This is a genomic window from Acidovorax sp. JHL-9, assembly GCF_000426205.1.
In the GTDB taxonomy this organism is placed as follows: domain Bacteria; phylum Pseudomonadota; class Gammaproteobacteria; order Burkholderiales; family Burkholderiaceae_C; genus Acidovorax; species Acidovorax soli.
On record NZ_AUEX01000013.1, the window covers coordinates 32,618 to 55,178 of the forward strand.

17 protein-coding genes are annotated in these 22,561 nt (G+C 65.9%); 6 read left to right on the forward strand and 11 right to left on the reverse strand.

What is annotated here, in order from left to right; genetic code table 11:
• Positions 1-192: 192 nt before the first annotated feature.
• From K225_RS0110205 to K225_RS0110215, 3 genes are read right to left on the reverse strand one after another with little or no spacing between them, the layout of a single operon-like run.
• Positions 193-1,839, reverse strand: coding sequence for an acyl-CoA synthetase (locus K225_RS0110205; RefSeq protein WP_026436313.1), 1,647 nt, complete (start codon positions 1,837-1,839; stop codon positions 193-195).
• A gap of 47 nt (positions 1,840-1,886) precedes the next feature.
• Positions 1,887-3,587, reverse strand: coding sequence for a GGDEF domain-containing protein (locus K225_RS0110210; RefSeq protein ID WP_026436314.1), 1,701 nt, complete (start codon positions 3,585-3,587; stop codon positions 1,887-1,889).
• Positions 3,588-3,590: 3 nt separating this feature from the next.
• On the reverse strand, positions 3,591-4,664 hold the full coding sequence (locus tag K225_RS0110215; RefSeq protein ID WP_238323216.1) for a PotD/PotF family extracellular solute-binding protein: 1,074 nt from the start codon (positions 4,662-4,664) through the stop codon (positions 3,591-3,593).
• Positions 4,665-4,729: 65 nt separating this feature from the next.
• Here K225_RS0110215 and dnaG point away from each other — a divergent pair, with 65 nt between their 5' ends.
• Positions 4,730-6,700, forward strand: a complete 1,971-nt coding sequence (dnaG, locus tag K225_RS0110220; protein ID WP_026436316.1) for a DNA primase — start codon at positions 4,730-4,732, stop codon at positions 6,698-6,700.
• Positions 6,701-6,965: 265 nt separating this feature from the next.
• Positions 6,966-9,329, forward strand: a complete 2,364-nt coding sequence (gene rpoD, locus K225_RS0110225) for an RNA polymerase sigma factor RpoD (protein ID WP_026436317.1) — start codon at positions 6,966-6,968, stop codon at positions 9,327-9,329.
• Positions 9,330-9,509: 180 nt separating this feature from the next.
• Here rpoD and K225_RS0110230 read toward each other — a convergent pair whose 3' ends face one another.
• The 3 genes from K225_RS0110230 to K225_RS0110240 form a co-directional block, all read right to left on the reverse strand.
• A complete protein-coding gene (locus K225_RS0110230) occupies positions 9,510-10,529 on the reverse strand; it encodes a tripartite tricarboxylate transporter substrate binding protein (RefSeq protein ID WP_051248857.1) in 1,020 nt (339 codons plus the stop codon).
• Positions 10,530-10,598: 69 nt separating this feature from the next.
• Positions 10,599-11,810, reverse strand: coding sequence for a CaiB/BaiF CoA-transferase family protein (locus K225_RS0110235; protein WP_026436319.1), 1,212 nt, complete (start codon positions 11,808-11,810; stop codon positions 10,599-10,601).
• Between the two features lie 23 nt (positions 11,811-11,833).
• Positions 11,834-12,811, reverse strand: coding sequence for a hydroxymethylglutaryl-CoA lyase (locus tag K225_RS0110240; protein WP_369794853.1), 978 nt, complete (start codon positions 12,809-12,811; stop codon positions 11,834-11,836).
• A gap of 108 nt (positions 12,812-12,919) precedes the next feature.
• On the opposite strand from K225_RS0110240, the gene K225_RS0110245 reads away from it, so the two are divergent.
• The 3 genes from K225_RS0110245 (at position 12,920) to K225_RS0110255 (ending at position 14,951) form a co-directional block, all read left to right on the forward strand.
• Complete coding sequence (locus tag K225_RS0110245) at positions 12,920-13,834, forward strand: LysR family transcriptional regulator (protein WP_026436321.1); 915 nt, start codon at positions 12,920-12,922, stop codon at positions 13,832-13,834.
• Between the two features lie 315 nt (positions 13,835-14,149).
• On the forward strand, positions 14,150-14,458 hold the full coding sequence (locus tag K225_RS0110250) for a helix-turn-helix domain-containing protein (protein ID WP_024814563.1): 309 nt from the start codon (positions 14,150-14,152) through the stop codon (positions 14,456-14,458).
• A gap of 136 nt (positions 14,459-14,594) precedes the next feature.
• Positions 14,595-14,951 carry an FKBP-type peptidyl-prolyl cis-trans isomerase gene (locus tag K225_RS0110255; protein WP_026436322.1) on the forward strand — a complete coding sequence of 119 codons (357 nt, stop codon included), beginning with the start codon at positions 14,595-14,597 and terminating at the stop codon, positions 14,949-14,951.
• Positions 14,952-15,038: 87 nt separating this feature from the next.
• On the opposite strand, the gene K225_RS0110260 is transcribed toward K225_RS0110255, so the two are convergent.
• The 4 genes from K225_RS0110260 to ppsA form a co-directional block, all read right to left on the reverse strand.
• Positions 15,039-15,521, reverse strand: a complete 483-nt coding sequence (locus K225_RS0110260) for a hypothetical protein (protein ID WP_026436323.1) — start codon at positions 15,519-15,521, stop codon at positions 15,039-15,041.
• Positions 15,522-15,691: 170 nt separating this feature from the next.
• Positions 15,692-17,791 (reverse strand): VC_2705 family sodium/solute symporter, encoded by a 2,100-nt coding sequence (locus K225_RS0110265; RefSeq protein ID WP_026436324.1) that lies wholly within the window; start codon positions 17,789-17,791, stop codon positions 15,692-15,694.
• Positions 17,784-18,107: a DUF4212 domain-containing protein gene (locus K225_RS0110270; protein WP_026436325.1), complete on the reverse strand. Its 324-nt coding sequence runs from the start codon at positions 18,105-18,107 to the stop codon at positions 17,784-17,786. The genes K225_RS0110265 and K225_RS0110270 overlap by 8 nt, the downstream gene beginning before the upstream one ends.
• Before the next feature lie 50 nt (positions 18,108-18,157).
• On the reverse strand, positions 18,158-20,548 hold the full coding sequence (gene ppsA / locus K225_RS0110275; RefSeq protein WP_026436326.1) for a phosphoenolpyruvate synthase: 2,391 nt from the start codon (positions 20,546-20,548) through the stop codon (positions 18,158-18,160).
• Between the two features lie 191 nt (positions 20,549-20,739).
• On the opposite strand from ppsA, the gene K225_RS0110280 reads away from it, so the two are divergent.
• Positions 20,740-21,561, forward strand: coding sequence for a pyruvate, water dikinase regulatory protein (locus tag K225_RS0110280; RefSeq protein WP_026436327.1), 822 nt, complete (start codon positions 20,740-20,742; stop codon positions 21,559-21,561).
• A gap of 65 nt (positions 21,562-21,626) precedes the next feature.
• Here the strand turns inward: K225_RS0110280 and K225_RS0110285 are convergent, their stop codons facing one another.
• Positions 21,627-22,526 carry a LysR family transcriptional regulator gene (locus K225_RS0110285; RefSeq protein WP_026436328.1) on the reverse strand — a complete coding sequence of 300 codons (900 nt, stop codon included), beginning with the start codon at positions 22,524-22,526 and terminating at the stop codon, positions 21,627-21,629.
• Positions 22,527-22,561 lie beyond the last annotated feature (35 nt).

Here is a 22,561-nt window from a genome sequence, read left to right on the forward strand (position 1 = left end):
GGATGGGACGAAAAAACCGCGGCAAGTATCGCACCCGGCTTGGCTGCAGGGGATGCCGCCAGATCTGCCCACCACTGCCGACTGCCCGGCATTGGAGAAAAAATGGCTTCAACGCTTGTTCAGAAGGCGCCAATAGCTATGAAAACGGAGCACCTTCGAATGCCCCTGCCGTGGCTGGCCGCCGTGCAATGGTCAGACGTCGATGGCCGCGGCCGAGCCCGCCTGCTTGCGCAGCTCGAACTTCTGGATCTTGCCCGTGGCGGTTTTGGGGATGTCGCCAAACACCACGGCGCGCGGCACCTTGAAGCCGGCCAGGTGCTTCTTGCAGTGCTGCACGATGTCTTCGACCGTGGTCTGTGCGCCCGCCTTCAGTTCGACGAAGGCGCAGGGCGTTTCGCCCCACCTGGCGTCGGGCTTGGCCACCACGGCGGCGGCCAGCACGTCGGGGTGGCGGTAGAGCACGTCCTCGACCTCGATGGACGAGATGTTCTCGCCGCCCGAGATGATGATGTCCTTGCTGCGGTCCTTGATCTTGATGTAGCCGTCGGGGTACTGCACGGCCAGGTCGCCGCTGTGGAACCAGCCGCCGGCAAAGGCTTCCTCGGTGGCCTTGGGGTTCTTGAGGTAGCCCTTCATGGCGATGTTGCCTCGGAACATGATCTCGCCCATGGTCTCGCCATCCCAGGGCACGGGTTGCAGGGTTTCGGGGTCGAGCACCCGGGCTGCGCGCTGCAGGTGGTAGCGCACGCCCTGGCGGGCGTTGAGGCGGGCGCGCTCGCCGATGTCGAGGTCGTTCCAGGCTTCGTGCCGGGCGCACACCGTGGCCGGGCCATAGACCTCGGTCAGGCCGTAGACATGGGTCAGGTCGAAGCCCATCTTCTCCATGCCCTCAATCATGGAAGCCGGTGGCGCGGCGCCGGCCACCATGGCCTTCACGCCGGCAGGCACACCCTCCTTCATTGCGGCCGGCGCGTTCACCAGCAGGCCGTGCACGATGGGCGCGCCGCAGTAGTGCGTGACACCATGGTTGCGGATGGCATCGAAGATGGCCTGCGCCTCCACGCGGCGCAGGCACACGTTGACGCCCGCGCGCGCCGCCACCGTCCACGGAAAACACCAGCCGTTGCAGTGGAACATGGGCAACGTCCACAGATAGACGGCGTGCTTGGGCATGTCCCACTCCAGCACGTTGCTGATGGCATTGGTGGCCGCGCCCCGGTGGTGGTAGACCACGCCCTTCGGGTTGCCGGTGGTGCCGCTGGTGTAGTTCAGCGCAATCGCATCCCATTCGTCGGCGGGCAGCTCCCAGGCGAATTGCGGGTCGCCGCCGGCCAGAAATTCCTCGTAGGTGGTGGTGCCGAGTTTCTGGCTGGCGGGGCCGTAGACAGCGTCCTCCACGTCGATCAGCAGCAGCGGCGCCAGGTTCTTGCGCAGCGCCAGGGCCTTGGCCATGACGCCGGCGAATTCGGGGTCCACGATCACCGCCCTGGCCTCGCCGTGGTCGAGCATGAAGGCGATGGCCTCGGGATCGAGGCGCGTGTTCAGGGCATTGAGCACGGCGCCCGCCATGGGCACGCCAAAGTGCGCCTCGACCATGGGCGGCGTGTTGGGCAGCATGACGGCCACGGTGTCGTTCTTGCCTATGCCGGCGCGCTGCAGGCTGCTGGCCAGCTGGCGGCAGCGCGCATAGGTCTGCGCCCAGGTCTGGCGCAGGGTGCCGTGCACGATGGCCAGGCGGTCGGGGTAAACCTCGGCGGTGCGCTCGATGAAGCCCAGCGGCGACAGGGGGGCGAAGTTGGCTTCAGTGCGGGGCAGGTGCTGGTCGTAGATGGAGGTCATTGCGCTTCACAAGGAAAAAAATGAACAGGAGCTAGACAGGCCACGCCTCAGGGGTGGTTGCTGCGGCTTTGCTTGACACGGTACATGGCCGCATCCGCGCTGGCCAGCAGCGATTGTGCGTCGTGCGCATCGCGTGGGAAAAGGCTCATGCCGATGCTGGCGCGCACCCGCAGCGATTTTCCGCACAGTTCCAGCGGTTGCCCAAAGGCCTGCTGCAGTTTCTCGGCAATCTGAAGCGCAGCTTCTTCGGTATCGACGTTCTCGCACAGCACGGTGAACTCGTCGCCTGCCAGGCGAGCCACCGTATCGGCCTGGCGCACGGCCGAGACGATGGCACGGCCCGTGGCCTGCAGCACCTCATCGCCCGCCGCATGGCCCAGGGCGTCGTTGATGGACTTGAAATCGTCCAGGTCCACAAAGAACAGCGCACACGCCCGTCCGCTGCGCCTTGAGAGCTCCAGCGCCTGCGCCAGGCGCTGCTCGAACATGCGCCGGTTGGGCAGTCCGGTGAGGAGATCGTGATGGGCCAGGTGCGCCATGCTGTCCCGGCTGGCGTTGAGTTCGGCGATCTGGCGGGTGATCTGCTGCTCCATGTCGCTCAGGCTGCGCGCCAGTTCACCCACCTCATCCTGCCGCTCGACCGGCAGGGCGCCGTGGGGCTCTCCCCGCGAAAAGGCGCGGGCCGCGCGCACCATGGTCTGCAGGGGCCTGGTCACCGCCCGGGACACCAGTGTGGCCAGCAGCATGCCTACCGCGCTCAGGATCAGCAGCATCTTGAGGATGCCGCGCCCCAGCTCGAGCACTTCGTCCTGCACCACGGCCATGGGCTGCGAGAGCCCCGCCACCAGGAAGCGGCCTTCGTCCGAATCCCCGACGGGCAAGCGGGTGAACGAGAACACGCGCGGTTCGGCACCATCCGCCTGCGCGTCCATCATGAGTTCGTGGGTGCGCCCTTCGATGATCTGCGCCACCGGCGCCAGGGTGTCCTGCAGAAGGATGCGTTGGCCACGATCGAAACCGAAGGTCTGGGTCGGATCGGGGTGCACCAGAATGTCGCCCCAGCGGTTGCACAGGTAAAACCCATAGTTCTCGGGCAGGCTTTTCCTGAAGGAGGCCAGGAAGGGGGTGGCCGCCACGCGCACGACCACCACGGCCTCGACGGTCCCCCAGCGCACCACGGGCGATGCCATGTTGAAGATGGGTTGCTGCTGCTCTTCGGTGGCATCGCCTTCGTGGTTGATGCCGAACTCGCTGAAGTACACCGCGCCCGAACGCAGCTTGAGGGTTTCGAAAACAAAGGGGAAATGGGCTTTTTCCTGCAGCGCGGCCTGGGGCGCCTCCACCAGGTCATCGCCCAGCCGGTCCACCCGCAGCAGCTCCAGGCCATGGTCGCGGGCACTGATGAGCCGGATCTGCAGGTACGAGGGGTGCGCAGCCAGGCTCGCCTTGAACACTTCGGCCAGCAGGCGGCGGTCGCGCACAGAAGGTGCATGCGGCGGCTGCGCCGTGCGCGGCTCGGTGGCCACGGCCGCCGCGGCCGCCAGCAAGGTGGCATCGCGCGCCACGGCCGAAAAACCGGCTTCGAGGTGGTGCGTCAGCACCTGCGTGGTGGCCAGCAGCGAGCGCTCGGCCCGCTCACGCAGCAGGTCGCGCGCGGCAGCATAGGTGTAGTAGCCCGCCAGCACCGCAGCCAGTACGCTGAAGGAGGCCAGAATCCAGCCCAGGCGCGACGCGATGCCCCAGCGCATGGCTCAGAACCCCTCGGGGCGCTCGCCCGATACGATGCGCCGCCAGAGCCGGGTGCGCTGCCCTTCGCTCTCCACCGGCTCCAGCCACACCATCGGGCTCGCCGCAGCGCCCGCCGCGCCGCCGGGAGGCTCCTGCAAGGTGTTGGCCAGCCCCTGGCGCCGGGTCAGTACACCGCTCACCGCCGGCTCAAGCATGTAGTCGATCCACCGGGCCGCCAGTGCGGGCTGGGCAGAGCGGCGCGTGATGGCCCAGCAGTCGAGCCAGGCCAGGGCCCCTTCCTTCGGGATGACATAGCCCACGTCGAGCCCCGCGTCGCGCAGCAGCTTGAGTTGCTGCTGGCCGTAGTTGGCATGCATCACCGCGATGCGGTGGCGGCGGAACAGCTCCACCGATTCCTCGGGCACCGAATAGAACGACAGCACGTTGCGGCGAAGCGCCACCAGGTCGCGGGCCAGACCGCCGAACCGCGCCGCATCGATGTGAAAGGGCGCCAGCCCCCGGCGCTGGGCGGCCAGCGAGAAACTGTGGCTGCTGCCATCGAACGCCAGCACCCGCCCCTGCCAACGCGGATCCCACAGCACGTTCAGCGAGTCTGGCGGCACGCCGAACTGCCGGCGGTCGTAGATCAGGCCCATTTCCGAATAGGTGTAGGGCAGCGCATACACGGCCCCTTCGCTGGTGATGCCGGGAATCGATGCCAGCTGCCGAAACCGGGGCAACTGGCGCCCGGCATTGGCAATGTCCTTCATCGGCAGCGGGATGAGGCGCTTTTGCGCGACCAGGCTGGCGATCTCGACCGTGTTGGCGGCCACTACGTCATAGCCTGGGCCTGCCGGATCGGCCAGCTTGGCACGCAGGCTGTCGTCCGAGCCCACGGTGGTGATTTCGACGCGCACGGCATGGCGCTTTTCAAAGGCGGCCACCACATCGGCGTCGGCGTACCCGGGCCATGACAGGACGCGCAGCACCGGCGCCCCCGACGCGCACAGCGGCAGCCAGGCAACGGCTGCCGCGCACAGCCACACGCCCAGCCGCGCTGCGGCACTGCGTGTCCACGGGGTCCCCGTTGTTGCCATGGAGATGTCTCGGCTTCGCCAAATGTTAACGAGTGTAACCACACTTTGCGCAGACAATAAGCCCCGTGTCGATTCCCCAATCTTTCATTCAGGAACTGCTTTCGCGCGTGGACGTGGTGGACATCGTGGGCCGCTACGTGCAGCTCAAGAAAGGCGGCGCCAATTTCATGGGGCTGTGCCCCTTCCACGGCGAGAAATCGCCCTCCTTCAGCGTCAGCCCCGCCAAACAGTTCTATCACTGCTTTGGCTGCGGCAAGAACGGCAACGCCATCAGTTTTCTCATGGAGCACGCCGGTATGGGCTTCATCGAGGCCGTGCAGGACCTGGCCCAGCAGGTGGGCCTGCAGGTGCCCGACGATGACATCTCGCCGCAGGAAAAAGAGCGCGCCGCCGCCGCCCGGCAAAAGCAGGCCACGCTGACCGATGTGCTGGAAAAAGCCGCCGAGGCCTATCGCCGGCAGTTGCGCATATCGCCCCGGGCCGTGGCGTATTTCAAGGGACGCGGGGTGTCGGGTGCGGTAGCCAAGCGCTATGGTCTGGGCTATGCCCCCGAAGGCTGGCGCAGCCTGGCCAGTGTTTTTCCGCACTACGACGACCCGCTGCTCGAAGAAAGCGGGCTGGTCATCGTCAATGACGAAGATGGCGGCAAGCGTTACGACCGCTTCCGTGACCGGGTGATGTTTCCCATCCGCAACGTCAAGGGCGAGTGCATCGGCTTTGGCGGCCGGGTGCTGGGCGATGACAAACCCAAGTACCTCAACTCGCCCGAAACCCCGGTGTTCCACAAGGGCCGCGAGCTCTATGGCCTGTTCGAGGCCCGTGCCGCCATTCGCGAGCAGGGTTTTGCGCTGGTCACCGAGGGCTACATGGATGTGGTGGCCCTGGCGCAGCTGGGGTTCCCCAATGCCGTGGCCACGCTGGGCACCGCCTGCACGCCCGAGCATGTGCAAAAGCTGCTGCGCTTTACCGAATCGGTGGTGTTCAGCTTTGACGGCGATGCCGCGGGCCGCCGGGCGGCCCGCAAGGCGCTCGACGGTGCCCTGTCCCATGCCAGCGACACGCGCAGCATCAAGTTTCTGTTCCTGCCGCCCGAGCACGATCCCGACAGCTTTGTACGCGCGCACGGCTCCGATGCCTTTGCCCGCCACATTGGCGATGCAGTGCCTTTGAGCCGCTTCCTGATCGAAGCCGCCAGCGAAAGCTGCGACCTGGGCACGGCAGAAGGCCGCGCCCACATGGCGAGCAATGCCCGCCCCCTGTGGAGCGCACTGCCCGAGGGGGTGCTGCGGCGCCAGGTGCTCACCGAACTGGCACAGCTGGCCCAGCTGGACGCCCACGACCTGTCCGACCTCTGGAACAAGACCGCCGCCCAGGAGGCAGCACGCCACCCTGGCACCGTGGCCTCGCACCGCCATGCCTCCCCCCCCACGGACGAGCCCCCGTGGGGCGCGCCTGCCGATGCCGGCTGGCAATCACCCGGCGGCTACGACGCTCCCCCGAAGCCACCCTTTCGCAAGGGCGGCGACTGGAAAGGCGGCAGCTGGAAAAAAAAGGACGCCGCGCCCTGGCCGCCCCAGCCACGCCTGCCGCGCACGCCCACCGCCAGCCGGGCAGACCACGCCGCACGGCTGCTGTTGTCGCACATGGCGTTTCTGGAGGAGTTGACGCACGACGACCACGCGGCGCTGTGCGCCCAGCCCGCCCCGCATGGCCCGCTGTTCAGCTGGCTGGAAGGACAGTTCCACGAGCATGGGCCGCAGGCCTGGGCCCTGCTGCGGGAAAGCCTGCGGGGCAACCCCTGTGAGGCCCTGGCGGTGAAGGTCATGACCGGCTCGCACGCGCAGACCGAGGGCGATCTGCACGAATTGCGGCTGGAACTGCGGGATCTTCTGAACCGCATGCTGATCGAAGACATCAACGCCCAGCAAAAAAACCTGATCCTGCAGGTGGCGCAAGACCCTACGGCACTGGAACGCTACCGCGCGCTGGAACAGCGGCGCAACGTATTGCAAGGCATCTTGCCCCGCACCCCTTGAAATAGCGGACAGTCGGTATAATGTAGGGTTTTTCGGCAAGAGCGACAGCAGCACCTCCGAGCCGGGCCACCGTGACAAACGCGCACCTATGCGCTGATGGGCCCACTTATCGCAAGGACTGCACACCAAATGTTCGCCCAGACATCTTGCCCCTGAGGGCCTCCCCTCAAAACGCAAAGCCCCCCTAGCTTTGCGTTGCCACCCGCGCCGGGACCTGAGGCGCTTGCGTTTTCTTTGTGTCCGTTTTTGATTCTGAGGTTGTTCCATGCCCGCTCAAAAGTCCGCGAAGCCGCCCAAGTCCGCTCCAGGCACCGCCGCGAAGGCTGTCTCCAAAACCGCTGCCAAAGCACCTGCCCCAGCCGCGCCCCGCAAGGCCGTTGCTGCGGCCCCTGCCCCGGCTGCCAAGAAAGTGAAAACCGTGCCCGTGAAAAGTTCTGCCGAGCTGACCAAAGCTGCCGATGAATTGCTGAAGAAGAAGCCTGCCCGCGCCGCAGCCGCCCCATCCGACGGTGACGAGGCCCCCAGAAAACGCCCCGGCCGTCCGGCCAAGGCCGCAGACAGTGCCGAGGCCAAGACCCCCGCCAAGCGCGGTCGCAAGCCCAAGGCAGCAGCGGGCGAAGTGGGCAGTGACGACGCAGACCTGTCGGACATCGAAGCCGACCTCGAAGGCGAAGTCGAGGCGGAGGCCACCCCCACGGCCGAAAAGGTCAAGCCCCTGCGCATGAAGATCAGCAAGGCGAAGGAACGCGCCTTGATGAAGGAATTCGGCCTGGACGAAACCGTCCTGTCCGAAGAAGACATGGCCAAGCGCCGCGCGCGCCTGAAGACACTGATCAAGCTGGGCAAGACGCGCGGCTACCTCACGCACGTTGAAATCTCCGACCACCTGCCCGACAAGCTCGTGGATGCCGAAACCCTCGAAGCCGTCATCACCACGCTGAACGACCTGGGCGTGGCGGTGTACGAGCAGACGCCCGACGCCGAAGCGCTGATCATCACGGACAACGCCCCCGCTGGCGCCACCGAGGAAGAAGCCGAAGAGGCCGCCGAAGCCGCCCTGTCCACCGTGGACAGCGAGTTCGGCCGCACCACCGACCCCGTGCGCATGTACATGCGCGAAATGGGCACTGTGGAACTGCTCACGCGCGAAGGTGAAATCGAGATCGCCAAGCGCATCGAAGGCGGCCTGATGGCCATGATGGAGGCGATCAGTGCATCGCCCGCCACCATCGCCGAAATCCTGAACATGGGCGAGGAGATCCGCGAAGGCAAGGTCGTCATCTCGACCATCGTGGACGGTTTCTCCAACCCCAACGAGGCCGACGACTATGTGGCCGAAGAAGACTTCGACGAATTCGACGAAGCCGATGACGACGACGGCAAGGGCGGCTCCAAGGCCCTGACCAAGAAGCTCGAAGAACTCAAGAAGCAGGCGCTGGAGCGCTTCGACAAGCTGCGCGAGCTGTTCGAGAAGGTCCACCAGATCTATGACAAGGAAGGCTACGGCACGCCCGCCTATGTCAAGGCCCAGGCGGCCCTGTCGCAGGAGCTGATGACCATCCGCTTCACGGCCAAGACCATCGAGAAGCTGTGCGACATGGTGCGCGGCCAGGTGGACGATGTGCGCAAGAAGGAACGCGAACTGCGCCGCATCATCGTGGACAAGTGCGGCATGCCCCAGGAAACCTTCATCAAGGACTTTCCGCCCAACCTGCTCAACCTCAAGTGGGTGGAAAAGCAGGCCGCTGCCGGCAAGCCCTGGTCGGCCATCATGGCACGCAACATCCCGCCCATCCAGGACCTGCAGCAAAAGCTGACCGACCTGCAATCGCGCGTGGTCGTGCCGCTGGTCGAGCTCAAGGGCATCAACAAGCGCATGAACGAGGGCGAAGCCACCTCGCGCGATGCCAAGAAGGAAATGATCGAGGCCAACCTGCGCCTGGTGATCTCGATTGCCAAGAAGTACACCAACCGCGGCCTGCAGTTCCTGGACCTGATCCAGGAAGGCAACATCGGCCTGATGAAGGCGGTGGACAAGTTCGAATACCGCCGCGGCTACAAGTTCTCGACCTATGCCACCTGGTGGATCCGCCAGGCCATCACGCGCTCGATCGCCGACCAGGCGCGCACCATCCGCATCCCGGTGCACATGATCGAGACCATCAACAAGATGAACCGCATCAGCCGCCAGCACCTGCAGGAGTTTGGCTTCGAGCCCGATGCGTCCATCCTGGCGGCCAAGATGGAGATCCCCGAGGACAAGATCCGCAAGATCATGAAGATCGCGAAAGAGCCGATCTCCATGGAAACGCCGATCGGTGACGACGACGACAGCCACCTGGGCGACTTCATCGAGGATGGCGCCAACACCGCCCCCATCGAAGCCGCCATGCAGGCCGGCCTGCGCGACGTGGTCAAGGACATCCTGGATGGCCTCACGCCGCGCGAAGCCAAGGTGCTGCGCATGCGCTTCGGCATCGAGATGACCAGCGACCACACGCTGGAAGAAGTGGGCAAGCAGTTCGACGTAACGCGCGAACGCATCCGCCAGATCGAGGCCAAGGCGCTGCGCAAGCTCAAGCACCCCAGCCGCTCGGACAAGCTGCGCAGCTTCATCGATTCGCTGTAAGCCGTACCACCACAGCCCTGGCAACAGGGCGTGCCGCAGGCGCCCCGGCCACTACGATGGTGCCGGGGCGTCGTGCTTTGGGAGCGACACAACACTGTGTACAGGCCCTGTCAGAGCTTCCCCATGAAAGGCTTTTGGCGCTTGATGGATAAGCGCCATCAGCCCTATAAAAATGGGCAGTCAGTCCAGCTTGAGCCCTGACTGCTTCACCAGCCGGGCCATGCGGCCGACCTCGCTGCGAAAGAATGCCGCCGTGGCGTCGGGCGGGGGGCTTTGCAGCTGGTAACCCTGTGCCAGCAAGGCATCGCGCACCTCCGGCGTGGCCACCGCGCTGCGCACCCCCTGGTAGGCGCGCTCCACCTCGGCCTTGGGCAGACCGGCCGGCCCGACCACGGCCACCCAGCCATCGAGCACGTAGTGGGGCAGCCCCTGCTCGGCCATCGTTGGCAGGTCGGGCAGCAGCGGCGAGCGGACGCTGGACGACAAACCGATGGCCCGCAGCGCGCCCGCCTTCACATGGGGCGCGGCAACGGCGATGGCAATGAACGCCATCTGGATCTGCCCACCCAGCACATCGGCGGTCAGCGGCCCCATGCCCCGGTAAGGAATGTGCTTGATGTCCACCTGGGCCTCGTGCACGAACATCTCGGCGGCCAGGTGCAGGATGGTGCCGTTGCCGGACGATCCGTAGTTCAGCGCGCCGGGCTGGGCCTTGGCCAGGGCGATGAGTTCGCGCAAGTTCCTGGCCGCCACCGATGGATGGGCCACCAGCACGAACGGCGTGGCGCCGATCATGGTGATGGGCGTGATGTCGTCCACGGCATCGTAGGGAATGTTCTTGAACACACTGGGGTTCACCACATGGTTGTTGGACACCATGCCCAGCACCGAACCATCCTTGGGCGCCTTGACGATCATCGAGGTGCCCGTGATGCCACCCGCACCGGGATAGTTTTCCACCACCACGGGCCGCGCCAGCGCCTTGCCCAGGCTGGGGCCCAGCACGCGGGCCACACCGTCCACCCCCGAGCCCGCGCTGACGGGCAGCACCATGCGCAGCGGTTTGTCAGCCCCTTGGGCCCAGGTCAGCGCCGGGGCCACGGCGCCGGCCACCGCGGCCGCCAGCAGCGTGCGGCGCGCCATGCCGTCTCGATGGAAGGAAGGAGGAAAAAGGCTGTGCGCCGGTGGCTGTGTCGTCATGCTTGTCTCCATCGTTGTCATTGGAATGCTGTCGCACGGGGCCGTGCATGGCCCTGGCGCCGAGGCAGCTCAGGCCACGGCCCCCTGGGCTTGCAGGGCCTGGACCTGGTCGGGCGTGTAACCCAGCTGCTCCATCAGCTCGGCCGTATGCTGCCCCAGCACGGGCGGCTGCAGGCGCACTCCCAGCCGCCGGCCGTCCATGCGCAAGGGGAACAATGTGGTGCGCGCCGTCTGCCCTGCCCGCTCGCCGTCGGGCAAGGTGATATCGGCCAGGCCTCCGGTGGCTTGGAGGTGCGGGTCGTCAAATAGCTGCTCGGGCCGCAGGATGGGCGCAAACGGCAGGCCGTTTTTCTCGAAGATGGCGGCCAGCTCGGCAGCGCTATGCCCGGCCAGGCGCTGGCGCAATGCGGGCATCAGCGTGGGGCGTGCGCGCACGCGGTCGTTGTTGGTGGCCAGCAGCGGGTCGGCCTTGAGGTCGGCAAACCCCATGGCATCGCAAAAGGTGACCCACTGCGCGTCGCTCACGGCGGCCAGGAAGATCTGCTCATCGTCTTTCACGCTGAAGACGTCGTACAGCGCCCATGACGAGATGCGGTCGGGCATCGGTGCCGCAGGCTGGCCGGTGACGGCGTACTGCATCATGTGCTGGCCGACCAGGAACACGTTGTTCTCGAACAGGGCCGAGTCCACCTCCTGCCCGCGCCCGGTGATGCCGCGCTGCATCAGGGCCGCCATGGCACCGATGGCGCCGAACATGCCACCCATGATGTCGTTGACGCTGGTGCCGGCGCGCAACGGGTCGCCGGGGCGGCCCGTCATATAGGCCAGGCCGCCCATCATCTGCACCACCTCGTCCAGCGCCGTGCGGTGCTCGTAGGGGCCGGGCAGAAAACCGGTGTGGTTCACATAGATCAGGCGCGGGTTGAGCTGGCTCAGTGCGGCGTAGTCCAGGCCGTATTTGCTCATCACGCCGGGCTTGAAGTTCTGCGCCACCACGTCGGCCGAGGCCGCCAGCCGGCGCGCCACCTCCAGACCCTCGGGGCTGCGCAGGTCGAGCGCAATGCTCTTCTTGTTGCGGTTGAACATGGGGAAGAAGCCCGCTCCCGCGCCCAGCAGGTGGCGCGTGCGGTCGCCCTCCACGGGCTCGACCTTGATGACCTCGGCCCCCAGGTCGGCCAGCACCATGCCGCAGGTGGGGCCCATGACCATGTGGGTGAACTCCACCACGCGCAGGCCTTCGAGCGGCAGACGGGGAGATGGTGCGGTTTGTGTGTCGTTCATGTTCAGCGCATTCATAAGAAAGATCAGGCCGCCTGCAGCGCGGCGGGTGCGGCATTCTGCGGCAGCCCCGCCTGCCACAGCGCGCCGTGCAGCGTTTCGCCCGCCAGCCACCCCGCCACGCGCTGGCGCAGGGCCAGCAGCGCAGCCACGTCGATGCTGGTGGCCACGCCCATGCGCTCCAGCATGAAGGCCAGGTCTTCGGTGGCGACGTTGCCGCTGGCGCCGGGGGCGTGGGGGCAGCCGCCAATGCCGGCCAGGCAGGCATCGAACCGGCCAACACCGGTCTGCCAGGCCGCGTAGGCATTCGCCAGGCCCATGCCGCGGGTGTCGTGGAAATGGGCGCACCACAGGCGCTCGCCGACCAGGGCGCGGGCCTTCTCGAACAGGCGTTGCACGCTCGCCGGGTCGGCATAGCCCACGGTGTCGGCCAGACTCACGCGGTCGGCACCGGCGTCGAGCAGCGCCTGCATCAGGCGCAGCACCTGCCCCTCGGCCACCTCGCCCTGCAGCGTGCAGCCAAAGGCCGTACCCACGCCGCCCTCGATCAGCGTGCGGCTGCCGGCAGCGTCGCGCGCAGCGCGGATGCGCGCCACCTCGGCCACCACCTCATCGGGCGTCTTGCGCAGGTTGGCCAGGCTGTGGGCGTGGCTGGCGGACAGCGGCACGATCATGAGATCGGCCCCGCACTCCAGCGCGCGTTCGGCCCCCTTGAAATTGGGTACCAGCACCGAGGCCAGCAGGCCCGGCAGGGTTTTGGCATGGGCCAGCACCTCGGCGGTATCGGCCAGTTGCGGCAGCAGGCGTGCGGGCACGAACGAGCCCACCTCGATCTCGCGCTGGCCCGCCGCGTAGGCGGCATCGATCCAGGCGAGCTTGCGCGCGGTGGGCAGCACCGTGGCAATGCTCTGCAGGCCATCGCGCAAGCCGACCTCGCGGACGACCGCCCGGGCAGAGCCAAAGGCCAGGGAAGAAGTCGATGATGGGATGTGGCTCACACTCAGTCTCCAGGCAGAGGGGGTTACGGGATTCTAGAAATTCCCACAAGAATCAGAAAATACATTTGGGAATCCTTATGATTCCCAAATGGAACATCAAACAGCATTGCCCCCATGCGCCACCTGGACCTGCTGACCCTGCGGCTGTTTGCCGCCGTCTGCGAGCAGCGCAGCATCGCCCGCGTGGCCGAGCAGGAGTCCATCGTGGGCTCCGCCATCAGCAAGCGCCTTGCACAACTCGAAGACGCCGTAGGAACACCGCTGCTGGTGCGCAAGCGGCGTGGCGTGGTGCCCACCCCGGCGGGTGAAACCCTGCTGGAGCATGCCCGCACCATGCTGGCCAGCATGGGCCAGATCGAGCGCGACATGGCGGCGTATGCCACCGGCATCCGGGGCCATGTGCGCATGCTGGTGACGGCCTCGGTGATGGCCGAGTCGCTGGCCGACGATGTGGCCGCCTTTTTGCAGCACCCGGCCCACCGTGACATCCAGGTGAGCATGGAAGAGCGCGTGAGCCCGGACGTGGTGCAGGGCATTCGCGAGGGCAGCGCATCCATCGGCATCTGCTGGGATGCCGCCGACCTCTCGGGGCTGGAAACCTGCGCCTACCGCAGCGACCACCTGGCCATCGTGGCCCATGAGTCCCACCCGGTGGCGCAGGCGGCCAGCGTCTGTTTCGCGGAAGTGCTGGGGTACGAATTCGTCAGCATGCCGGCCCTCAGCGCCGTCCAGGTGCTGCTGGCGCGCGCCGCTGCCGTGGAAGGCAAGACCCTGGCACACCGGGTGCTGGTGTCCAACTTCGACGCCGCCCTGCGGGTGGTGAGCGCCAACCTGGCCATCAGCGTGGTGCCGCGCGAGGTGGCAGAGCCCTTTGCCCGGACAGCCGCCGTGCGCATCGTTCCACTGGGTGACGCCTGGGCCCGCCGGCGCTTTGCCGTCTGCTACCGCAGCAGCCAGGCGCTGACCCCCTGCGCGCGCCTGCTGGTGGACCACCTGGCGCGCGCGGGCCACGCCGGCATCCCGGCCTGAGAGTCTGTTCACAATCTCGCAGGAGATCGCCAACCCGATCCGGGGGCCAGCCGTCCCAGCGCAAGCAGCCCGGACGCGAACCCTTTCAGGCCACCGACCCGCTCCGTCGGCCCGGTTCCGGCTTCGTGGCCCGCATGCAACACTTTAAAATGATTTGGGGCTTTTCTGGAGGCTGGATCATGTGCACTGTGCCTTTTGAGCTACCAAACTTGTAGCAAAAGAGGTTACGCGCTATAGTCGCAGCGCTCCCTCGGACGTGGTGCCTGTCGCGCCGCCCCGAACTTTGACCCACCACTCGCGCGAGGAGAAACATCCATGAGCTCCAAAGAGAATGCCGCCATCAACCAGCTGTTTGAACGGCTCGAATGCCGTTATGCACTGCGCGTGCTCTGGGCCTTGCGGGATGGCCACCCCCAGACCTTCCGTCTGCTGCAAGACAGCGTGGGCGGCATCACACCCAACACGCTGAACACCCGCATCAAGGAATTGCGCGAGGCTGGCTTTGTCGACCATGGCAGCGACGGCTACACCGTCACCCCCTCGGGCGCCGATCTGCTCAAGCGCCTGTCGGACGTGCAGGCTTTTGCCACCCGCTGGGTGGCGGGCCGTGCCAAGAAGGCCTGAAGCAGCGCCCATCCGCTGAGCCGGGCGGCCCCGCCCGCTCGCCAAGCCTTCGCTAGAATATGGATCAAATGGCTGTCAATGCTTTGTATTAATGCATTGACAGCTATATTTTTAATAGCAATCAAGGAATTTCACCATGGCACTGACCACCACTGCATCCGGCCTGCAATACGAAGACACCGTCATCGGCGAAGGCGCCGAAGCCACCAAGGGCCAGAACGTCTCGGTGCACTACACCGGCTGGCTTTACAACAACGGAGAGCAAGGTGCCAAGTTCGACTCCAGCCGCGATCGCAACGATCCCTTCGCCTTCTCCCTGGGCGCTGGCATGGTCATCAAGGGCTGGGACGAGGGGGTGCAGGGCATGAAGATCGGTGGCCAGCGCACCCTGATCATCCCCGCCGCACTGGGCTATGGCGCGCGCGGCGCCGGTGGGGTGATTCCGCCCCATGCCACGCTGAAATTCGATGTGGAACTGCTGGGCGTGCGCTGAAGCAGCACCCCGCCCTTTCACTTCAGCAAGCGGCCCGCGAGGCCGCTTTTTTGATTCCTCCCGTTGAAGCCTGACCCAAGAGCAGCATCAGCTGAACAAGGCTTTTTCCAGCCGGGCAAATTTGGCATCGCCGACGGCATTCCGGATCTTGGGAGCCAATGCCGCCAGGTCGTCAAAACTGCCCGCCCCCTCCACGGCCAGATTCAAGCGAAAGCCGCGCAAACCCAAGCCAGCGGTCAATTCGGTGGCAATGGGGTAGGCGGCCTGGTAGCGCTCTATATCAGACCGGCCACTGACCTCGTCCGACAACTCCAGCGACGACGAGATGCCAACACCGCCCCCCAACGACAACCCGGCAACCGCCAGCCCGGCGATCGGCTCCAGCAGTCCTTGCGCCAACATGGTCTGCACGTCTTCCTGGGTGATCCCCATCGCAGCAGTGGCTGCCAGCACCTCACGGGTCGTTCGTTTGCCATCAAACAAAATGAAGGCGGTGCGCTGGCGAGATGTCAGCCCCCCTTGCCTGTCTTTCAGAGACTCCTGACCCGCTTGCGTTTTGACCAGTACCATGTGCCTCCTTCCAAGGTGGTACGACACGGCACCGGTGGCGCGTGCAATCTTTTGAAACAGTCTCGCAGGTTTGCCGCGTTTTGGCATCGGGGGTTTTCCATCAAGCAGGCACCTCGACAAACCGGCAATGGCCACCGGCCAGGCCTGCTCCGTGCGCAGGCGACGGACCCTCACATCTCGGAGCGCACCAGGGGCTGCGCAGGAGCCGGCCGCGTGATGCGGCTCACCACAGCGGCCACGATCAGCCCTGCAGGCACGCCAAACACCCCTGCAGAAATGGGTTGGATGCCAAACCACAGGCCATCCGCGAGCAGCCAGCCGACCCATGCGCGCATGGCGGAAACATGCGAAAGCATGTAGTACACCGCCACGCCCAGCCCGGCAAGCATGCCGGCCACCGCACCCTGGCGCGTGGTGCCGCGCCAGAAGATGCCCAGCACCATTACCGGCACAAAAGCCGATGCCGCCAGGGAAAACGACGCCGAAACGAGCGGCAGAATTTCGGCCGGCTTGAGCGCCGCCACGAACGCCGCCGCCAGCGCCACGGACAGCAAGGTGAACTTGGTCAGGATGACGCGCTGCTCAGGGGATGCCTCCCTGGGAACGCCGCGGTAATAGAGGTCGCGCACCAGTGCATTGCTGATGGTCAGCAGCAGCCCGTCGGCCGTGGACAGCGCCGCTGCCAGCCCCCCCGCCGCCACCAGACCCGACACCACATAGGGCAGCCCCCCCAGCTCCGGCGTGGCCAGCATGATGAGATCGGCCCCCAGGCGGATCTCGCCAAACTGCACCAGGCCGTCGCCGTTCACGTCTTCCACCGACAGCAGCGAGGCATCCACGCGCGCCCATTGCGCCATCCAGCTGGGCAAGGTATCGAAACTGCTACCCACCAGGTTCTGCATGACCTCGAACTTCACCAGCACCGCCAGCGCCGGCGCGCTGAGGTACAGCAAGGCAATGAAGAAAAGCGACCAGGCCACCGATGAGCGCGCAGCCGCCACGGTGGGGGATGTGTAGTAACGGGTCAGCAGATGCGGCAGCCCCGCCGTGCCCACCATCAGGCAGAACATCAGTGCCAGAAAATTGCGCCGGGTGAGCTCGTACTCCTGCCGCTCATGCGGCGATCCGTCGGGGTTGCCCGCATAGGCCTGGCTGTGCAGCGGCAGGCCCCCCAGGGGCCGGGCACGCTCGTAGTTTTCGCGCATCTCACGCGTCCAGCGCTCGCGTGCCGATGCCGCATCGCGCGGCAGTGCGACCAGTTCCCGGCTGGCAGAAACGATCAGGCCCACATCGGCATTCTGGTCGCGCAGGGTACGAACACGCTCACGCGCCTTTTCGCGCTCACGCTCCAGCGCACCCTCCACGTCCTGCAGGCGCGCCTCGTAGTCCTGGGCCCGCCGCAAATAGGCCACCACCACCTGGTGCTCTGCCGGCGAATCGAGCAGGCGTTCCTCCAGATCGGCAATCTTGCCCAGTTGCGTGCCATAGACCAGCGGAGCCAGCGGGTTGCCCAGCTGCTTGTAGGCCAGCCACGACACGGGGATCAGGAAAGCCAGCAGCAGCACCACATATTGCGCCACCTGCGTCCAGGTGATGGCGCGCATGCCCCCCAGGAACGAGCACAGCAGCACGCCACCCAGCCCCAGCATGATGCCGATCTCGAACTGCACCCCCGTCAGGCGCGAGGCAATCAGGCCCACACCGTAGATCTGGGCCACCACATAGGTGAAGGAACACAGCACCGCCGCCAGCGCCGCAATGATGCGCGGCCAGCGGCCACCAAAGCGCACATGGAAAAAGTCGGGCACCGTGTAGAGCCCCATGGCACGCAGATGGGGGGCGATCAGCATGGCCACGAGGCAGAAACCGCCAGTCCAGCCCAGCAGGTAGGCCAGCCCACCAGCCTGGCCGCGTGTGCCAGAAAAGCCCTGCAGGTACAGCGCACCCGACAGGCTGATGAACGAGGCCGCGCTCATCCAGTCGGCCGCCGCAGCCATGCCGTTGTACACCGGCGGAATCCGCCGCCCCGCCACGTAATACTCTTCGGGATCGGTGGTGCGCCCGTACACCCCGATGCCGGCATAGACCATCACCGTGAGAAACAGGAAGATCGGACCGATCCAGTGCCGCGACAGACCCTGCTGCTCGGCCCAGGCCATCAGCACCAGAAACGCCACCACCCCCAGCACATACAAGGCAAAGATGCGGTGCAGGCGCCACAGGTAGGCCTTGTCATCGCCCCCTTGTCCCACGCCCCCGCGCTCAGCCATGGGATGGGGCACGTTCGGTGGTCAGCGCGGCCACCCGCGCGGCGTCCTGGCGCTCAAACCGGTTCATGGCCCAGCAGTAGGCCACCACGATGGCAATGAACATCAGCACCGCACCCTGCGCCGCGATCCAGTGGCCCAGCGGCCAGCCTGCCACGACGAACGCTTGCAGATCGCGGGCGAAGTAGGTGGCCACGAAAGACACCAGCGCCCACACCAGCAGCAGCCCCCCCTTGAGCCAGAGGTGGCGCACATCGTGCATGTCTGGCGGGAAGGGACCCGCCAGTTCGGGTTCGTGGATTTTTCTCAGGGGCTGCATCCAGGGTGTGCTCACATACCGTGGGTTGGACAAGGGCAGCCCCTGCGCACTCAGCGTGCCAGCTGCTGCCAGGTGGCAATCACGCTGTCAGGATTGAGCGAAATCGACGAGATGCCTTCCCTGGCCAGCCACTGTGCAAAGTCCGGGTGGTCGCTGGGGCCCTGGCCGCAGATGCCGATGTACTTGCCCTGCGCCAGGCAGGCCTTGATGACCTGGTGGATCAGCGCCTCGACAGCCGGGTCGCGCTCGTCAAAGTCCTGCGCCAGCAACTCCAGGCCCGAGTCGCGGTCCAGACCCAGGGTGAGCTGGGTCAGATCGTTGGAGCCGATGGAGAAACCGTCGAAAAACTCCAGGAAGCGCTCGGCCAGGATGGCGTTGCTGGGCACCTCGCACATCATGATGACCTTGAGGTCATCCTTGCCGCGCTGCAGGCCGTGTACGGCCAACAGCTTGGTCACGCGCTCGGCCTGGCCCAGCGTGCGCACAAAGGGCACCATCACCTGCACGTTGGTCAGGCCCATGTCATTGCGCACGCGCTTCAAAGCCTCGCATTCCATCGCAAAGGCTTCGCCAAACTCTGCGCTGATGTAGCGCGCCGCACCGCGGAAGCCCAGCATCGGGTTTTCTTCCTCGGGCTCGTAGCGGCTGCCGCCAATGAGCTTGCGGTACTCGTTGGACTTGAAGTCCGACAGCCGCACGATGACAGGCTTGGGCCAGAAGGCTGCGGCAATGGTGGCCACACCTTCGGCGACCTTGTCCACATAGAACGCACGGGGCGATGCATGGCCACGGGCCACGGATTCAACGGCCTTCTTCAGGTCGGCATCGATCTGGGGGTAATCCAGGATGGCCTTGGGGTGCACCCCAATATTGTTGTTGATGATGAACTCCAGCCGCGCCAGGCCCACGCCTTGGTTGGGCAGCAGGGCAAAGTCAAACGCCAGCTGGGGGTTGCCCACGTTCATCATGATCTTGGTCTGGATGGCTGGCATCTCGCCGCGCTGCACTTCGGTCACCTCGGTTTCGAGCAGGCCGTCGTAGATGCGGCCGGTGTCCCCCTCGGAGCAGCTCACCGTGACCAGCGTGCCGTCCTTCAGGCGCTCGGTGGCGTCGCCGCAGCCCACCACGGCCGGAATGCCCAGCTCGCGCGCGATGATGGCGGCGTGGCAGGTGCGCCCCCCCCGGTTGGTGACAATGGCGCTGGCGCGCTTCATCACGGGCTCCCAGTTGGGGTCGGTCATGTCGGTGACCAGCACGTCGCCGGGTTGCACCTTGTCCATCTCGGAAATGTGGTGCACCAAGCGCACGGGGCCGGTGCCGATCTTCTGGCCAATGGCGCGGCCCTCGGCCAGCACGGCACCGTGGCCCTTGAGCTTGTAGCGCAACTCGGCCTGGCCCTTGGCCTGGCTCTTCACTGTTTCAGGGCGGGCCTGCAGGATGTAGAGCTGGCCGTCGGTGCCGTCCTTGCCCCATTCGATGTCCATGGGGCGGCCATAGTGCTGCTCGATGACCACGGCATAGTGCGCGAGTTGCTCGACATCGGCATCGGTGAGCGAATAGCGGTTGCGCTGCTCGGCGGGCACGTCGGTGGTCTTGATGAGCTTGCCGCTCCGCGCCTTTTCATCGGGCGTGGCAAACACCATCTGGATCAGCTTGCTGCCCAGGTTGCGGCGGATCACTGCCTTCTTGCCCGCCTTGAGCATGGGCTTGTGCACATAGAACTCGTCAGGGTTCACGGCGCCCTGCACCACGGTTTCACCCAGGCCGTAGCTGCTGGTGATGAACACCACGTCTTCAAAGCCCGATTCGGTGTCGATGGTGAACATCACGCCGGCGGCGCCCAGGTCGGAACGCACCATGCGCTGCACGCCGGCCGACAGGGCCACCACATCGTGCGCAAAACCCTTGTGCACGCGGTAGCTGATGGCGCGGTCGTTGTAGAGGCTGGCGAACACCTCCTTCATCTTGTGCAGCACCTCGTCGATGCCATGCACGTTCAGGAAGGTTTCCTGCTGGCCAGCAAACGATGCGTCGGGCAGATCCTCGGCCGTGGCGGACGAGCGCACGGCAAAGCTGGCTTCGGGGTTGCCTTCGGACAGGGTGGCAAAAGCCTCGGCAATGGCCTTTTGCAGATCGGCCGGGAAAGGCTGGGCTTCGACCATGGCACGGATCTCGGCACCCACGGCAGCCAGGGCGCGCACGTCTTCGGTGTCGAGCGCCGCCAGCTTGGCGCTGATGCGGTCGGCCAGGCCCTCAAAGGCCAAAAATTCGCGGAACGCGTGGGCCGTGGTGGCAAAGCCCGTAGGCACCCGCACGCCATGGGGCAACTGCGAGATCATTTCGCCGAGGGAGGCGTTTTTGCCGCCTACCGCCTCGACGTCGGTCATTCTCAGGTTTTCAAACGGTACGACCAGGGCGGTCGGGCTGAAAAGTGCAGACATGGGAAAGCTCCAGAAGTTAAAACCGGGTCTGCGCGCCCGCCCGACAGGAGCAGGGAGCGAGCGGCCATGCACGGGCTGCAGCTTTTTGGTTGTGGTTGTGGGCCGACCGGGTGCATGGTGAGAATTGGATAATTGACGCAATTGTAGGCGGGCCGCACCGGCAACCGTCCGACGCTCTTGAAAAGGCCCCCATGCACTCGCGCACCATCTTCTTTGTGTCGGACGGCACCGGCATCACCGCCGAAACGTTCGGCAACGCCATCCTGGCCCAGTTCGAACTGGTGCCGCGCCGCGTGCGCCTGCCCTTCGTGGACACCGAGGACAAGGCCCATCAGGCGGTGCGCCAGATCAACCACACCGCCGAGCTGGAGGGCAGGAAGCCCATCGTCTTCACCACGCTGGTGAACATGGAGGTGCTCAAGGTCATCCAGGAGGGCTGCAAGGGCATGCTGCTCGACATGTTTGGCACCTTCGTGCACCCGCTGGAAGAAGAACTGGGCGTCAAGTCGCACCACCGGGTGGGCCGTTTCAGCGATGTCAGCCGCAGCAAGGAATACACCGATCGCATCGAGGCCATCAACTTCAGCCTGGCGCACGACGACGGCCAGAGCCACCGCGACCTCGCCGGCGCCGATGTGATCCTGGTGGGCGTCAGCCGCAGCGGCAAGACCCCCACCAGCCTGTACCTGGCCATGCAGCATGGACTGAAGGCCGCCAACTACCCGCTGATCCCCGAAGACTTCGACCGCCGCCAGCTGCCGCCGGCGCTGATGGAGTTTCGCAAGAAGATCTTCGGTCTGACGATCAGCCCCGAGCGCCTGTCCGAGATCCGCAGCGAGCGCCGCCCCGACTCGCGCTACGCCAGCCTGCAGAACTGCCGCCACGAAGTCGCCGAAGCCGAGGCCATGATGCGCCGCGCCGGCATCCGCTGGCTGTCCACCACCACCAAGTCGATTGAAGAAATCGCCACCACCATCCTGCAGGAGCTGCAGCCGGACCGGCTGGTGTATTGATGCGGCCGTGCGCGAGACCCCGAGCTGCACCGCGCACCCGCCCCCGTTTCGCCCCCGCGCGCCCTTCAACCACCTGAATGCAGCTGGATCAGGCGTTGGCGCAAGGCTTCCGCAGCGGGAGCCAGCACGCGGTCGCGCCGCTGCAGCAATCCCAGGGTACGCCAGAGGTCGGGTTCTATCAGCGGCACACCGCACACCTGGGGGTGCTCAGACGGCAGCGCCAGTTGCGGCAGCACGGCCAGGCCCAGCCCGGCCTCCACCAGGGCCAGCGCTCCGGCCACATGGTTGCACTCATACCAAGCCACAGGTTGCTGGGGCAGATCGGCCGTGGCCTGGTCCAGGAGCAGCCGGTTGCTGCTGTCACGCGAAACCGACACCAAGCGCTGCCCCGCCAGTTCAGCCCACGCCACCTCCTTGCGCCCGGCCCAGCGGTGCCCCCGCTGCATGGCCAGGACGTAGCGCTCGCGCATCAGCGCCTCGAAACGCAGTGCCGACTCCTGGCTGCCGGTAAAGCTCAGCCCGAAATCGGCGTCTCCCCGCACCACGGCATCAAGCACCTGGTTGGCGCTCTCGTCGATGACGTGCACCTGGACCTCCGGCTGCGCCACCGCGAAGGCCCGCAGAACACGGGGCAGCAGATGGCTGGCCACCGACGGAATGCAGGCGATCGCCACCCGCCCGCGACGCAGATGGACCTGGTCATTCACGCGCTGCACCGCTTCATCCAGGCCCGCCAGGGCCGTGCGCGCCTCGTGCAGAAACTCCTGCCCCACCGCGGTCAACTCCACGCTGCGGGTCGTGCGCTCCAGCAACCGGACACCCAGAGCCGCTTCCAGCCGCTCGACGCGGCGACTGAGGGCCGGCGGCGACAGGCACAGGGCTTCCGCCGCCAGGCGAAAGCTCGCCTTCTCTGCAGTGACCACGAATGCCTGCAGTTCACCCAGATCGAATTTGATGCGCAGCATGCAATAGTCCTGTCATAAATTGCAATTCACAGATT